Source organism: Pseudomonas sp. zbq_18, from assembly GCF_043102245.1.
Taxonomy (GTDB): Bacteria; Pseudomonadota; Gammaproteobacteria; order Pseudomonadales; family Pseudomonadaceae; genus Aquipseudomonas.
In genome coordinates this window covers 99,714-114,317 of sequence record NZ_JBICIT010000001.1, presented here as the reverse complement: position 1 = coordinate 114,317, position 14,604 = coordinate 99,714, and the positions used below count along the sequence as shown (strand labels likewise).

Annotated in this window: 11 protein-coding genes; 3 read left to right on the top strand and 8 right to left on the bottom strand. The window is 65.2% G+C overall.

Features of this window, described 5'->3' with window-relative positions; all coding sequences use genetic code 11:
* Positions 1-20: 20 nt before the first annotated feature.
* A complete protein-coding gene (gene putA / locus ACF8C6_RS00555) occupies positions 21-3,956 on the bottom strand; it encodes a trifunctional transcriptional regulator/proline dehydrogenase/L-glutamate gamma-semialdehyde dehydrogenase (protein WP_392497528.1) in 3,936 nt (1,311 codons plus the stop codon).
* 277 nt (positions 3,957-4,233) lie between these two features.
* Here putA and ACF8C6_RS00550 point away from each other — a divergent pair, with 277 nt between their 5' ends.
* Positions 4,234-4,911 (top strand): DUF4197 domain-containing protein, encoded by a 678-nt coding sequence (locus ACF8C6_RS00550; RefSeq protein WP_392497527.1) that lies wholly within the window; start codon positions 4,234-4,236, stop codon positions 4,909-4,911.
* Between the two features lie 197 nt (positions 4,912-5,108).
* On the opposite strand, the gene ACF8C6_RS00545 is transcribed toward ACF8C6_RS00550, so the two are convergent.
* Both ACF8C6_RS00545 and ACF8C6_RS00540 read right to left on the bottom strand, forming a co-directional pair.
* Positions 5,109-8,183 (bottom strand): efflux RND transporter permease subunit, encoded by a 3,075-nt coding sequence (locus ACF8C6_RS00545; RefSeq protein ID WP_392497526.1) that lies wholly within the window; start codon positions 8,181-8,183, stop codon positions 5,109-5,111.
* Positions 8,184-8,186: 3 nt separating this feature from the next.
* Positions 8,187-9,290, bottom strand: coding sequence for an efflux RND transporter periplasmic adaptor subunit (locus ACF8C6_RS00540; protein WP_392497525.1), 1,104 nt, complete (start codon positions 9,288-9,290; stop codon positions 8,187-8,189).
* Between the two features lie 93 nt (positions 9,291-9,383).
* Between ACF8C6_RS00540 and ACF8C6_RS00535 the strand changes: the two genes are divergently transcribed.
* A complete protein-coding gene (locus tag ACF8C6_RS00535; protein ID WP_392497524.1) occupies positions 9,384-10,022 on the top strand; it encodes a TetR/AcrR family transcriptional regulator in 639 nt (212 codons plus the stop codon).
* Here the strand turns inward: ACF8C6_RS00535 and ACF8C6_RS00530 are convergent.
* Positions 10,013-10,798, bottom strand: a complete 786-nt coding sequence (locus ACF8C6_RS00530; RefSeq protein WP_392497523.1) for a class I SAM-dependent methyltransferase — start codon at positions 10,796-10,798, stop codon at positions 10,013-10,015. The two genes, ACF8C6_RS00535 and ACF8C6_RS00530, sit on opposite strands and share 10 nt — an antisense overlap.
* A gap of 106 nt (positions 10,799-10,904) precedes the next feature.
* On the opposite strand from ACF8C6_RS00530, the gene ACF8C6_RS00525 reads away from it, so the two are divergent.
* Entirely contained in the window at positions 10,905-11,672 is a 768-nt protein-coding gene (locus ACF8C6_RS00525; RefSeq protein WP_392497522.1) for a hypothetical protein, read from the top strand.
* Between the two features lie 42 nt (positions 11,673-11,714).
* Here the strand turns inward: ACF8C6_RS00525 and ACF8C6_RS00520 are convergent, their stop codons facing one another.
* The 4 genes from ACF8C6_RS00520 to tsaB all read right to left on the bottom strand — a co-directional run bounded on the left by ACF8C6_RS00520 (position 11,715) and on the right by tsaB (position 14,577).
* Positions 11,715-12,539, bottom strand: coding sequence for an oxaloacetate decarboxylase (locus ACF8C6_RS00520; protein WP_392497521.1), 825 nt, complete (start codon positions 12,537-12,539; stop codon positions 11,715-11,717).
* Between the two features lie 65 nt (positions 12,540-12,604).
* On the bottom strand, positions 12,605-13,459 hold the full coding sequence (locus ACF8C6_RS00515; RefSeq protein ID WP_392497520.1) for a DUF72 domain-containing protein: 855 nt from the start codon (positions 13,457-13,459) through the stop codon (positions 12,605-12,607).
* Complete coding sequence (locus tag ACF8C6_RS00510; protein WP_392497519.1) at positions 13,459-13,803, bottom strand: hypothetical protein; 345 nt, start codon at positions 13,801-13,803, stop codon at positions 13,459-13,461. Before ACF8C6_RS00510 ends, ACF8C6_RS00515 begins: the two co-directional genes overlap by 1 nt.
* Positions 13,804-13,896: 93 nt before the next feature.
* Positions 13,897-14,577 carry a tRNA (adenosine(37)-N6)-threonylcarbamoyltransferase complex dimerization subunit type 1 TsaB gene (tsaB, locus tag ACF8C6_RS00505; RefSeq protein ID WP_392497518.1) on the bottom strand — a complete coding sequence of 227 codons (681 nt, stop codon included), beginning with the start codon at positions 14,575-14,577 and terminating at the stop codon, positions 13,897-13,899.
* Between the last annotated feature and the right edge of the window lie 27 nt (positions 14,578-14,604).

The window sequence follows — 14,604 nt, the reverse complement described above, 5'->3', positions numbered from 1 at the left end:
CGGCGGCCGGGCATGGGCCATCAGCCGATGGTCATCAGGCTGGCGTTGCCGCCGGCCGCTGCGGTGTTGACCGACAGGGCGTGCTCGATCAGCAGACGTTCCAGCGGGATGTCGGTCTCGCCCTTGTTCAGGCCGTGCACGCTGACGATGGCGCCCTTGCGCTGTGCCGCCTGCTGGCAGACTTCGCGCAGCTGGTCGGAATCGCCGTGGTGCAGGATGGCGTCGAACTCGGCGTCGACCGTGCTCCAGTCGGCGACCAGCTCGATGCGCTTCTGCACCTCTTTCGGCAGCTCGGCGTACAGCGCGCGCTGGCTTTCCAGCCACAGCGCGTGGCTGCCCACGGCCAGGGTCGCGGCCAGTTGCGCCAGCAGGTCGCTGCGCTCGTCGGCCAGGCCCAGCACGCGCTCACGCGGCAGCAGGGTGTAGCTGTTGCGCTCGCCGGTCGGGCCGGTCAGCAGGTGGCTGCTGTAGCTCTGGGTCAGGCCCAGGTACTGCTCGAACAGGGTGGCAACGGTCGGCTCCTGCTTGGCTGCCCACTCGGCAAAGGCAGTGCGCGCCTTGGCCAGCTCGGCCGGCACGTCCAGCGCCTGCACGTTGTCGCCCTTGAGCTGCTCGGCCACGGCTTCCTGCGGACGGGTCGACAGCAGGCGGTACAGGTACAGCGGACCGCCAGCCTTGGGACCGGTGCCGGACAGGCCTTCACCACCGAACGGCTGCACGCCGACCACGGCGCCGACCACGTTGCGGTTGACGTAGAGGTTGCCGACCTTGGCGCTGCTCACCACCTGGTTGATGGTCTCGTCGATGCGGGTGTGCACGCCGAGGGTCAGGCCGTAGCCGCTGTCGTTGATCTGCTGCAGCAGCTTGCCCAGGTCGGCGCGCTGGTAGCGCACCACGTGCAGCACCGGGCCGAAGATCTCGCGCTTGAGTTCGTCGAAGCTGTCCAGCTCGATCAGGGTCGGCACCACGAAGGTACCGCGCTTGAGCTCGTCGACCTCGTAACGGGCGCACTGGAACACCTTGCGGCCCTTCTCGCGCAGCTTGGCGATGTGGTTGTCGATGTTGTCCTTGGCCTCACTGTCGATCACCGGGCCGATGTCGGTGTGCAGACGCTCCGGCGCGCCGACGCGGTATTCGGCCATGGCGCCCTTGAGCATTTCCACCACGCGGTCGGCCACGTCGGCCTGCACGCACAGCACACGCAGGGCCGAGCAACGCTGGCCGGCGCTGTCGAAGGCGGAGTTGACCACGTCGACCACCACCTGCTCGGCCAGGGCCGAGGAGTCGACGATCATGGCGTTGAGGCCGCCGGTTTCGGCGATCAGCGGAATGCTGCGGCCCTGGGCGTCCAGGCGACCGGCGATATTGCGCTGGAGGATGCCGGCCACTTCGGTGGAACCGGTGAACATCACGCCACGCACGCGCTCGTCACCGACCAGGCGGGCACCAACGGTTTCGCCACGGCCCGGCAGCAGCTGCACGGCACCGCCGGGTACCCCGGCTTCCAGCAGGATGCGCACGGCCTGGGCGGCGATCAGCGGCGTCTGCTCGGCCGGCTTGGCCAGTACGGTGTTGCCCGCGGCCAGCGCGGCGCAAACCTGGCCGGTGAAGATCGCCAGCGGGAAGTTCCACGGGCTGATGCACACCACCGGGCCCAGCGGGCGGTGGCTGTCGTTACCGAAGCTGCGCGCCTGGGCGGCGTAGTAGCGGAGGAAGTCGACCGCCTCGCGCACTTCGGCGATGGCGTTGGCAAAGGTCTTGCCGGACTCGCGCACCAGCAGGCCCATCAGCTGCTGCATCTCGCCTTCCATCTGGTCGGCGGCGCGCTCCAGCACGGCGGCACGCTCGGCCGGCTGGGTCGACTGCCAGATCTGCCCGCTGGACAGGGCGCAGAGGATGGCGCTCTTGACGTCGGCCTCGCTGGCCTCGTGCACGTGACCGACCAGATCGCGGTGATCGGCCGGGTTGCGCACCGGCTCGGCCGGGCCTGGGTTCGGTGTGTCGCAGCCGAGAATCGGGCCGGCGACATAAACCGTGTTGGTGGACGACAGCAGCGCCGAGGACAGCGAGCCCAGGCGATGTTCGTTGGCCAGGTCGATGCCTTCGGAGTTCAGGCGGGCCTCGCCGTACAGGTCACGCGGCAGCGGAATGCGTGGGTGCGGCAGGCCGAGGGTGCCTTCCTGCGCGGCCATCTGCTCGACCTGCTGCACCGGGTCGAGGACCAGGTCCTTCAGCGAGATGCTGTGGTCGGCGATGCGGTTGACGAAGCTGGTGTTGGCGCCGTTTTCCAGCAGGCGACGCACCAGGTAGGCCAGCAGGGTTTCGTGGCTGCCGACCGGCGCGTAGATGCGGCACGGACGGGCGTACTTGCCGTCCTTCACCGAACCGACCACCTGCTCGTACAGCGGCTCGCCCATGCCGTGCAGGCACTGGAACTCGTACTGGCCCGGGTAGTAGTTCTGCCCGGCCAGCTGGTAGATGGCCGACAGTGAATGGGCGTTGTGGGTGGCGAACTGCGGGTAGATGGCTTCCGGCACGGCCAGCAGCTTGCGCGCGCAGGCGACGTAGGAGATATCGGTGTACGGCTTGCGGGTGTAAACCGGGTAGCCTTCCAGGCCGTTGACCTGGGCCAGCTTGATCTCGCTGTCCCAGTAGGCGCCTTTCACCAGGCGGATCATCAGGCGGTGGCGGCTGCGCTTGGCCAGGTCGATGACGTAGTCGATCACGTACGGGCAGCGTTTCTGGTAGGCCTGGATGACGAAGCCGATACCGTTCCAGCCGGCCAGTTCCGGGGCGAAGCACAGGCGCTCGAGCAGATCGAGGGAGATTTCCAGGCGGTCGGCTTCCTCGGCGTCGATGTTCAGGCCGATGTCGTACTGCTTGGCCAGCTTGGTCAGGTTCAGCAGGATCGGGAACAGCTCGTCCATCACCCGGTCGTACTGGGCGCGGCTGTAGCGCGGGTGCAGCGCGGACAGCTTGATCGAGATGCCCGGGCCTTCGTAGATGCCGCGGCCGTGCGAGGCCTTGCCAATGGCATGGATGGCCTGCTCGTAGGAAGCCAGGTAGCGCTTGGCGTCCTCCTCGGTCAGCGCCGCTTCACCGAGCATGTCGTAGGAGTAGCGGAAGCCCTTGGCCTCCATGTTGCTGGCGTTGGCCAGCGCCTCGCCGATGGTCTCGCCGGTAACGAACTGCTCGCCCATCAGGCGCATGGCCATGTCCACACCCTTGCGGATCACCGGCTCGCCGCTCTTGCCGATCAGGCGGTTGAGCGAGGAGGACAGACCGGCTTCATTGTGGGTGGACACCAGTTTGCCGGTGATCAGCAGGCCCCAGCTGGCGGCGTTGACGAACATCGACGCGCTCTGACCCAGGTGCTGGCTCCAGTTGCCGTTGGCGATCTTGTCGCGAATCAGGGCGTCGCGGGTGGCCTTGTCCGGAATGCGCAGCAGCGCCTCGGCCAGACACATCAGCGCCACGCCTTCCTGGGACGACAGGGAGAACTCCTGCAGCAGGCCCTGCACCAGGCCCTGACGGCCACCGGCGCTCTTCTGGTTGCGCAGCTTCTCGGCAATCCCTAAGGCCATCTTGTTGGCGGCCTCGGCCTGTTCCTTGGGCAGACGCGCCTGCTCCAGCAGCATCGGCAGCGCCTCGGTCTCCGGGCGGCGGTAGGCGCTGGTGATGGCGGCACGCAGCACCGACTGCGGCAGGATGCTCTCGGCGAAGTCGAGGAACACCTGCAGGCCCTGCTCGGTCAGGTTCTCCACCGACTCTTCACCGGCAGCGGCCGCCAGGCCTGATTGCTCGGCCGGGGTCAGGCCAGCTTCGACCTGCTCCAGGTAGTTGAAGATCGCCTGCTTGATCAGCCAGTGCGGGGTACGATCCAGCGACTGGGCGGCCTGCTTCAGACGTTCGCGGGTGGCGTCGTCAAGTTTCACGCCGAGGGTGGTGGTGGCCATCTGGGTATTCCTATCTGGTGGAGCGTCAAAACGCGTGGCGGGAGATTACTCCCACAGCCAGAAAAGGTGCAACCTAGTGCAACCCACAAAGCCAACCACTCAAACAGGTTGCACCTCACACGGTACGACTCTATTGAGCATAGAAGCACCCGCTCTTGCTGGCCGCCGACTGAGGCCGCCCCAAGAATGTCCCGACGAACGGGCACCCTATGAATGACTTTGGCCCGGGCCAGCAGTTCGATAAGCTCGCCCTACTCCACCCAATAAGGATGTCCACATGCTCCGCCTTACCACCCTAGCCGCCGGCCTGCTGCTGTCGGCCAGTACCTTCGCCCTGTCTCTTTCCGACCTGACCCAGAGCGACGCCAGCGGCGGCCTCAAGGACGCCCTGACCCAGGGCGCGCAGATTGCCGTCAAGCAGCTCGGCCAGCCAGGCGGCTTCAGCAACAACGACGAAGTGCGTATCGAGTTGCCCGGCAAGCTGGGCAAGGCCGCCAAGACCATGAAGATGATGGGCATGGGCGCCGAAGTGGAGGAGTTGGAAGCCAGCATGAACCAGGCCGCCGAAGCTGCCGTGCCACAGGCCCAGGCGATTCTGCTCGACTCGGTGAAGAAGATGACCGTGACCGACGCCAAGGCCATTCTCGCCGGTGGCGACGATTCGGCCACCCAGTACCTGAACCAGAGCAGCCGCGAGGCGATCCGCGCCAAGTTCCTGCCCATCGTCAAGCAGGCCACCGACAAGGTCGGCCTGGTGCAGCAGTACAACAGCTTCGCCGGCCAGGCTGCGGCCTTCGGCGTGGTCGACGCGAAAAGCGCCAAGGTCGAGGACTACGTGACCGAAAAGGCCCTGGACGGCCTGTTCCAGGTGATCGCCGAACAGGAAGCCAGCATCCGCCAGAACCCGGCCGGCGCCGCCACCAGCCTGGCCAAGAAGGTGTTTGGCGCGCTGTGAGCACGCAGTAACTATCGTTACAGGCCCGGTTAATCGCGGCTGAAGCCGCTCCCACAAGCAGTGCCTGATGTTGCTGTGGGAGCGGCTTCAGCCGCGAAATCTCCCACGAGCGCAGCGGCTTTCCGCCCAGCCACCGCGACCCAACCTCCAACAAAAAAGCCCGGCCAATCAGCCGGGCTTTTTCATTCACGCCACGCTCAGCGCGCCTCGCTTTCCTTGACCCTGAACCAGGCCGCATAGAGCGCCGGCAGGAACAGCAGGGTCAGCGCCGTGGCGACCACCAGGCCGCCCATGATGGCCACGGCCATCGGCCCGAAGAACACGCTGCGCGACATCGGGATCATTGCCAGTACTGCCGCCAGTGCGGTCAGCACGATGGGACGGAAACGCCGCACGGTGGCCTCGATAATGGCGTGCCAGCGGTCCATGCCAGCGGCGATGTCCTGCTCGATCTGATCAACCAGGATCACCGAGTTGCGCATGATCATGCCGCTCAGGGCAATGGTGCCGAGCATGGCGACGAAGCCAAACGGCTGCTGGAAGATCAGCAGGAACAGGGTCACGCCAATCAGCCCCAGCGGCGCGGTGAGGAACACCATGGCCGAACGCGACATACTCTTCAGCTGCAGCATCAGCAAACTGAGCACCACCAGAATGAACAGTGGTACGCCGGCATTCACCGACTTCTGACCTCGCGACGAGTCCTCCACCGTGCCGCCCACTTCCAGCAGATAGCCACTGGGCAGCGCCGCGCGAATCGGCTCCAGGGTCGGCAGGATCTGCTTGACCAGACTGGCAGGCTGCTCGCCACCGTAGATGTCGCCGTACACAGTGACGGTCGGCAAGCGGTCGCGATGCCAGATCACACCTTCCTCGAAACCGTATTCCAGGGTCGCCACCTGCGACAGCGGCACACTCTTGCCACTGCTGGTGGGCACCGCCAGGCTCGGCAACAGCTCTAGCGCCTGACGCTCGCGCACGGTGCCGCGCAGGAGAATCTCGATCAGCTCGTTGTCCTCGCGGAACTGACTGACGCTGGAGCCGGTCAGCGAACTCTGCAGGAACCGCGACAGATCGGCACTACTGACCCCGAGAGCACGGGCGCGCTCTTGATCGATGTTCAGGTAAACGACCTTGCTCGGCTCTTCCCAGTTCAGGTGCACGTTGGTGACATGCGGGTTCTCGCGCACCTTGGCCGCCACCTGGCGGGCGTAGTCACGCACTTCGCTGATGTGCTCGCCGCTGATGCGGAACTGGATCGGGAAGCCCACGGGCGGGCCGTTCTCCAGGCGCGACACACGGGTACGGGCGTGAGGGAAGTCCTCATCCATCACCTGGATCAGCCACTTGCGTACCTCTTCGCGCTCCTTGATCGACTTGGTCAGGATGACGAACTGGGAGAAGCGCGTGGCCGCCAGCTGCTGGTCCAGCGGCAGGTAGAAACGCGGCGAGCCGCTACCGACATAGGCCACGTAGTTGTCGATGCCCGGATGATCCTTGAGCTTGGCTTCCAGACGCTTGACCTGTTCCTCGGTGGCCTTGAGCGACGAGCCTTCAGTGAGCTTGATGTCGACCATCAACTCCAGCCGCCCGGAAGCCGGGAAGAACTGTTGCGGCACGAAGCGAAACAGCACCAGCGAGACGATGAACAGGCCAACCGTCACCAGAATTACCGTCTTGCGCCGACGTACGCACCACTCCACGACTTCGCGCACGGTCTGATAGAAGGTAGTGGAATACGGGTCATGCCCCTCGGCGCTACCGCCGTGCTTCTTGGCGTGCAGCTTGGCCAGGTCCGGCAACAGACGATCACCGAGATAGGGCACGAAGACCACGGCCGCAATCCAGGACACCAGCAAGGCGATGGTCACCACCTGGAAGATCGAGCGGGTGTACTCACCGGTGCCGGACTGCGCGGTGGCAATCGGCAGGAAGCCGGCGGCGGTGATCAGGGTACCGGTGAGCATGGGGAACGCCGTGCTGCTCCAGGCGTAGCTGGCCGCACGGAAGCGGTCGTAGCCCTGCTCCATCTTGATCGCCATCATCTCCACGGCAATGATCGCATCGTCCACCAGCAGCCCTAGCGCCAGCACCAGCGCACCGAGGGAAATCTTGTGCAGACCGATGCCGAAGTAGTGCATCAGGGCGAAAGTCATCGCCAGCACCAGCGGGATGGACAGCGCCACCACCAGGCCAGTGCGCAGGCCGAGGGAGAAGAAGCTGACCAGCAGCACGATCACCAGCGCCTCGACCAACACCCGGACGAACTCGCCCACGCCGGTCTTCACCGCCGCCGGCTGATCCGACACCTTGCGCAGCTCCATGCCCACCGGCAGGTCGTTCTGCATACGAGCGAATTCATGCTCCAGCGCCTCGCCCAGCTGCAGAATGTCACCCCCCGCCTTCATCGACACGGCCAGACCGATGGCATCCTCGCCCATGAAACGCATGCGCGGCGCGGGCGGGTCGTTGAAGCCACGATACACCTCGGCCACGTCGCCGATACGGATGGTGCGGTCACCGATACGGATGGGGAAATCGCGAATCTGCTCCACCGTCTCGAAACGTCCGGACACGCGCAGCTGCACGCGATCGGTCGGCGCCTCAAAGAAGCCGGAATAACTGATCGCGTTCTGCTCATCCAGCGCCTGCTGCACCGCCGCCAAGGGCAATCCAAGGGTGGCCAGCTTGACGTTGGACAGCTCGATCCAGATCTTCTCGTCCTGCAGGCCGAGCAGCTCGACCTTGCCTACGTCCTTGACCCGCTGCAGCTGCAACTGCAGGCGGTCGGCGTAGTCCTTCATCACCGCGTAATCGAAGCCCTTGCCGGTAAGCGCGTAGATGTTGCCGTAGGTGGTGCCGAACTCGTCGTTGAAGAAGGGGCCGCGAATGCCTGGCGGCAGCGTGTGGCGAATGTCGCCGACTTTCTTGCGGATCTGGTACCAGAGCTCGGGGATGTTCTTCGACACGATATCGTCGCGAGCGATGAAGGTAACCACCGACTCGCCAGGGCGTGAATAGGACATGACGAACTGGTAGTCGCCGGTCTCCATCACCTTCTTCTCGATGCGCTCGCTGATCTGTCGGGAGACTTCCTCGGCGGTGGCACCCGGCCAGTCGGTGCGCACCACCATGGCCTTGAAGGTGAAGGGCGGGTCCTCGCTCTGCCCCAGCTTGGTGTAGGACAGCGCACCGATCACCGCCAGTACGATCATCATGTAGCGGACGATGCTGCGATTGCGCAACGCCCATTCGGACAGGTTGAAGGACATGGCTTACTCCTTGCCAGCCAGCGCAACCATGCGGTTGTCGCGATCCACCGGGCGCACCTTCTGCCCGTCGAGCAGCACCTGCACGCCGGCGGCAACCACCCAGTCGCTTTCCTTCAGCCCCTCGAGGATCGACACCCGCTCCTGACCGTAGGCACCGACGCGTACCGGTGTGCGCACCACCGTAGAGGTCTTGGGATCGATGACCCAGACGTAGGGGCTACCCTTCTCCGCGGTCAGCGCCGACATCGGCACCGACAGCGGCACCTCGCCCAGGGAGCGAATCGATACACGAGCGCTCTGCCCGACATCGGCCTTGACCTTGGCATCGCTGAAGGTCACCCGTGCAGCGAAGGTACGCGACTGCGCATCGGCGGCCTGGGACAGTTCGCGAATCGTGCCGGGGTATTGCTTATCCGGTTGCGACCACAGCTCGATGCTGACCTCCTGGCCAATGCGGAAGCGCTCCAGCGCCTGCTCCGGCAGGTTGATGAGCACCTCACGCTCGCCATCGGCGGCCAGGGTAAACACGGTCTGCCCCGCCGCAACAACCTGGCCCACTTCGCCCAGGCGCCGTGCAATCAGACCGTCCTGCGAGGCCCGCAACACTGCGTAGCCGGCCTGATTGTTGGCCACATCGAACTCGGCACGAATCTGCCGTACCCGCGCCTCGCCGGCACGGTACTGGTTTTCCACGTTATCGAACTGCGACTGACTGATCAGCTCGCGCTCACGCAGCGCCTTGTAGCGATCGCGCTCGGCGCGCACCAGTTTGAGGTTGGCCTCGGCGGCATGCACCTGGGCACGCGCGGCCTCCAGCTGCAGCTTGACGTCTTCGGCATCCAGCTCGGCCAGCGGCTGATCCTTGCGTACCCGATCACCGGCATCCACCAGGCGCTTGCTGATCTTGCCACCGATACGAAAAGCCAGTTCCGGCTCGTAACGTGCCCGTACTTCACCGGGGTAGGTGTCCACCGCATCAGCCGCCGGCTGCGGCTGCACCACCATGGCCGGGCGCGGCGGCGCCTCGACGGTTTCACCATTGCCGCACGCGGCGAGCAGGGAGATCAGGGATAACGACGCAGCAAGGGACAAGGCACGGCGGGACATGACGGATGACCTTTCGCAAAAGGAGCTTGGAATACTTATACTGCCCAGTATAGTAAAAATAGCAAACTCATCGGTCTAGTATTAAAGGTGCGAATGTCCGACAAACTGTTACAGCCTACCAGTGGCCCCGGACGGCCCAAGGACCCCGCCAAACGCCTGGCCATTCTCGAAGCGGCCAAGCGTTTGTTCATGCAGAAGGGGTACGAGGGCAGCAGCATGGACGCTATCGCCGCCGAAGCCGGCGTCTCCAAGCTCACGGTGTATAGCCACTTCACCGACAAGGAGACCCTGTTCGCCTGCGCGGTGGAGTCCAAGTGCGAGGAGCAGCTACCGCCGCTGTATTTCGAACTCAAGGCAGATGCCAGCATCGAAACGGCACTGCTGGCCATCGGGCGTGGCTTCAGTGGGCTGGTCAACAGCGAAGAATCCCTGGCCATGCATCGCCTGATGGTCGCCCAGGGAACGCAGAACCCACAGCTGGCCCGTCTGTTCTACAACGCCGGGCCGCAGCGCGTGATACAGGCCATGCAGCATCTGCTGGAACAGGCCGATGCACGGGGTCTGCTGAAGATTGAAAGCCCGGCAAGCGCCGCCGAGCACTTCTTTTGCCTGATCAAGGGCGGCGGTAACTTTCGCCTGCTGATGGGCATCAGCGAGCCCCTGGATGCCACCGCCGCAGAGGCCCATGTTCGAGAGGTCGTCGAGCTGTTCGTGCGCGCCTATCAGCCCTGAGGTTTCAGCGCCTTCTTCGGATAGATGTCGTAGCGGCTGGACTTGCCCTCCAGCGCATAGCTCGGCTTGGCGCCTTCGATGATCGGCGCCTTGCGTGGGCGCTTGACCACCACCCGGTGGGTCGCCAGGGCCAGCGCCGCCTGAAGCAGGGCCGGCGCATCCATGTCATCGCCCACCAGCGGGCGGAACAGGCGCATCTCCTTCTTCACCAGCGCACTCTTGTCGCGGTGCGGGAACATCGGGTCGAGGTAGATCACCTGCGGCGCCTCGCCCTGCCACTGCTGCATCAGCTCGATGGCATTGCCGGTCAGCAGACGCATCTGCGCAGTGATGGGGCCGACCTCACTGTCGCGCGCGGCACGGGCAAGCCCGTCCTCCAGCAACGCAGCGATGATTGGCTGCCGCTCGATCAGAGTCATCTCGCAGCCCAGCGTCGCCAGCACGAAAGCGTCACGCCCCAGCCCCGCCGTAGCGTCCAGCACCTGAGGGCGAACCCCGGACTGCACGCCGACCGCCTTGGCGATCATCTGCCCGCTGCCGCCGCCGTAGAGCCGACGGTGCGCCACGGCACCCTCGACGAAATCCACCCGCACCGGCCCCGGCGCCTGCGGCCCCAGCTCGGCGAGCTGTAGCCCCTCGTCACCCAATTGCAACGCAAACTCAGCCTCCCCCTGCAGTGGCAGACCCAGGCGCACGGCCCAGGCGGTGGCCGCGTCAGCGCAGCCGGGCTGCAGGGCCTCGACACGAATTCTGGTTATAGGCCGCTCATCACTCATCAGAAAATATGCTCAAAAAACGCTCAATCGAAACGGCACATGGCCGATAGCAGGGTGATCCCTATTCTGCCAGACGTGGCCCGTGCCGGCCGCACCGAGTTCCAGCATGATCGATGCCCTCTCCGCTCCACGACCCACGCCCCTGGACCAGCAACTGGACGCCGGGTTGCGCGACTCCCTCGACTACCAGATTCTGCGCCGCACACTGATGCCCAAGGGCGAGGCGCCACCTTCCGAACAGGCCCCTGGCAAGATCGAAGAGACCAGCCAACCGGCGCCAGCCGTCACTACAGTGGTCGATAGCGGCGCCCAGCTCACTAGCTTCCAGCAGGTGTTGGAACAGCGCGAACTGCAGCTGAACGTCACGACCAACCCGCCACCGCAGAAGACCGACCCACTGGTGCTGGACCTGGCCGGCAATGGCTTCACGACGCGCGGCCTGAATGATGCAGTGCGCTTCGACCTTGACGCCGACGGCCGCAGCGACCAGATCAGCGCACCCAGCGGCGACGATGCCCTGCTGGCGCTGGACCGCAACGGCAATGGCCGCATCGACGACGGCCGCGAGCTGTTCGGCGACCAGAACGGCGCCGCCAATGGTTTCGCCGAGCTGGCCAAGTACGATGACAACCGCGATGGCCGCATTGATGCTGCAGATGCCGTATTCGAACGCTTGCGCCTGCTGCGCTTCGACGCCGAGGGCCGCCAGCAGACCCAAAGCCTGAGTCAGGCCGGCGTCGCCGCCATCGAACTGCAGGCCCGCGACGTCAAACTGGCTCTAGGCGCCTACGATGAGATTGCCCAACTCGGCCGCTTCGAATTCGCCGACGGTCGCAACGGCCAGGCCGCCGACCTGCTGCTGGCACGGCGCTAGCAACACATATTCAGCAGCCCCGAGACCCGGCATCGCATCCGCTCAACGAAACAGCTCGTTGATCTCGTCGAAGGGCATCGCCTCACCCATGGCGATCAGGCTGCCGCGTGCCAGCTCTCCGGCGGCGATGAAAAACTCGCCGTAGGCAACCCGCGCCAGGTTGGAGCCGACGCTGACCCTTTTCACCCCCAGGTCGATCAGCTCGGCCATGGACAGGTGCAGGCTCGGCGAGCCGACCAGCACATTGACCGGCCTGGGCGCTACAGCGCTGACCACTGCACGAATCTGCTCACGGGTGGTCAGGCCCGGCGCGTAGAGCACATCGGCCCCCGCTTCGGCATAAGCCACCAGCCGACGGATGGTGTCGTCAAGGTCCGCACGGCCGTTCAGGAAGTTCTCGGCACGGGCGGTCAGGGTGAAGGGAACGTCCAGCGCCCGAACAGCCTCGGCCGCAGCACGAATGCGCGCAACGGCCAGGTCGAGCGGGTAGATCGGGTCCGCGGCGCGCCCGCTGGCATCTTCGATGGAGCCGCCGACCAGGCCAATCTCAGCAGCGAGGCTAATGGTTTCAGCACAGACCTCGGGGCTGTCACCGTAGCCATTCTCCAGATCCGCGGCGACCGGCAGCGGCGTCGCCGCGACGATGGCACGGGCGTTGGCCAGCGCCTCATCACGACTGACCGCGCCTTCGGCATCACATCGCCCCAGGGAAAACGCCAGGCCCGCACTGGTGGTGGCCAGCGCCTGGAAGCCCAGGTGAGCGAGCATCTTGGCCGAGCCTGCATCCCAGGGGTTGGGCAGAATCAGCAGGCCCTCACCCTGGTGCAACCGCTGGAAGGCCTCACCACGCTCTCGTTGCGCACTCATATCGATGCTCCTTGCCCGGATGGATAAAGCAACCCTAGCCGCATTCATGCGATTGAGCCTTGCTTTCAGAGCAGACCGAGCTGTTCGATCTCAGGCTCAACCTGCGCCAGCGCCGGCAAGCCAGGCAAGCGCAGCATCAGCGCGAGATGAAAGCGCTGCGCCTGAGCGGCGGCCAGGTGGTTGTCCGGCGTGTGCAGGAACACATAGGGACATAGCCCCTGCTCGATCCAGGCGGCCACCTTGTCCAGCCAGGGTTCGAGGAAGGCCTGGTTGGCATCCAGATCCGGCCCACCGATGAAGCGCAGCTGTGGGCTGGCGCTGAAAGCGGTCGGCCGCACCGGCAAACGCGGCTTCTTGGCCTGGGCATGCAGCACCGCCGCATCACGCGAAGTGCAGGCAAACAGCGCCCGTGAGTCCAGACAGATGCGCTCCACCGCGCGCGCCTGCAGCTCGCGGTTGAGCAGGCGTTCCTCTTCGCCCTTGGCGAAGAAGGCCGGGTGGCGCAGCTCCACGGCGACGGCGCGACCAGAGAACTCGTCCAGCCAGGCCAGCAGCTCAACCAGTCGATCCGGCCCGAAACTGGCCGGCAGCTGCAGCCACAGCGGCGCGACGCGTTCGCCTAACGGCGCCAGCAGCTGGAGAAAGTCGTCAGTGGCATCCCGATGATCACGCAAATCGCCACCGTGACTGATGTCACGCGGCAGCTTGGCGCAAAAGCGGAAATGCATCGGCATCTGCTCGGCCCAGCGCTGCACGGTCTGCAGCGACGGACGAGCATAGAAGGTGGTATTACCCTCGACCGCGTTGAAGGTGGCGGCGTAGTGCGCCAAGGTTTGCCCTGGGCGCAGATCGGCCGGATAGAAGGAACCGCGCCAGGCAGGCTCGTTCCAGGACGGGCAGCCGAGGAAATACGGCAGCATCAGGCGTAGAGATCGAGCCCGAGAATCTCGCTGGCGTCGCGATCGGAGGTGTAGCTGGCAGTGCTGCCATAGGCAGCCAGGGCCTGATTGGCGCGGGCGCTGAGGTTGCGCGGCTGTTCGTAGGCATCCTGATTGCGGGCCGGCAGATTTTCACTGGAGGAGGTGCCGGCCTGAACCCGGCGCGGTTGAGCGATCTGCTCAAATCCCTGGCTGGCCGATGCAGAACTGGGTTGCTCGCGACGCTCCTCGACCTCGCGCTGGCTTTCACGCAAAGGCGTAACCGCACTGCCCGGTCGTGGGCTGCGATCCAGCGGATAGGAAGAGTTAAGACCGTCGATGCGCATCGCTTACTGCTCGGAACACGTGGGTGGCAATGTAGCGGCGGTGAATGCAAATGGCAATTTTACGCCCCCAGGCAACAGACCAAAGGCGTCGGGTCAAACCGGGTGCTTCGGTGTGGCGACGTTGTCACGCAGATACACGGGCTGCGCCTGATCGGCAGGCACCGCCTCGCCACGCTGCCAGGCGAATCCGGCAAGCGCGAGCAGATCCTCGGCATGCGGCAGCATGGCACCGTCGCAGGCAATGGGTTTCAGGGCAATACGAGAGCCGTATGCGCCCCAGCCGGTTCCAGCGGCAAACCAGTCGCCCTCGGCATTGCGCGGCAGCAGCGCCTGTTCCGGCGGCAACACCGCCTCGACGCCTTGCAGGCGCATCTCGCCCTGCTCGGCGATATAGCAGCCCCAGTACACCTCATCCATGCGCGCATCGATAGCGGCCGCCACCTGCTGCGCACCGTGTTCACGCAAGGCGCGCTGGGCCAGCACGGCCAGGTTGGACACCGGCAACACCGGCTTGTCCAGGGCGAAAGCCAGCCCCTGCACCACGCCGATGGCAATACGCACGCCGGTAAACGCGCCAGGGCCTCGGCCAAAGGCAATGGCATCCACCGCCGCCAGCGCTACACCGGCTTCATCCAGAATCCGCTGCACCATCGGCAGCAGCAACTGGGCATGCAGGCGCGGCGCCACCTCGTAGTGACTGAGCACCCGGCCTTCGTGCAACAAGGCGACGGAGCAGGCTTCGGTGGCGGTATCCAGGGCCAGCAGAGTGGTCATCGGCGTATCCGGTCAGAAAAAGGCGGG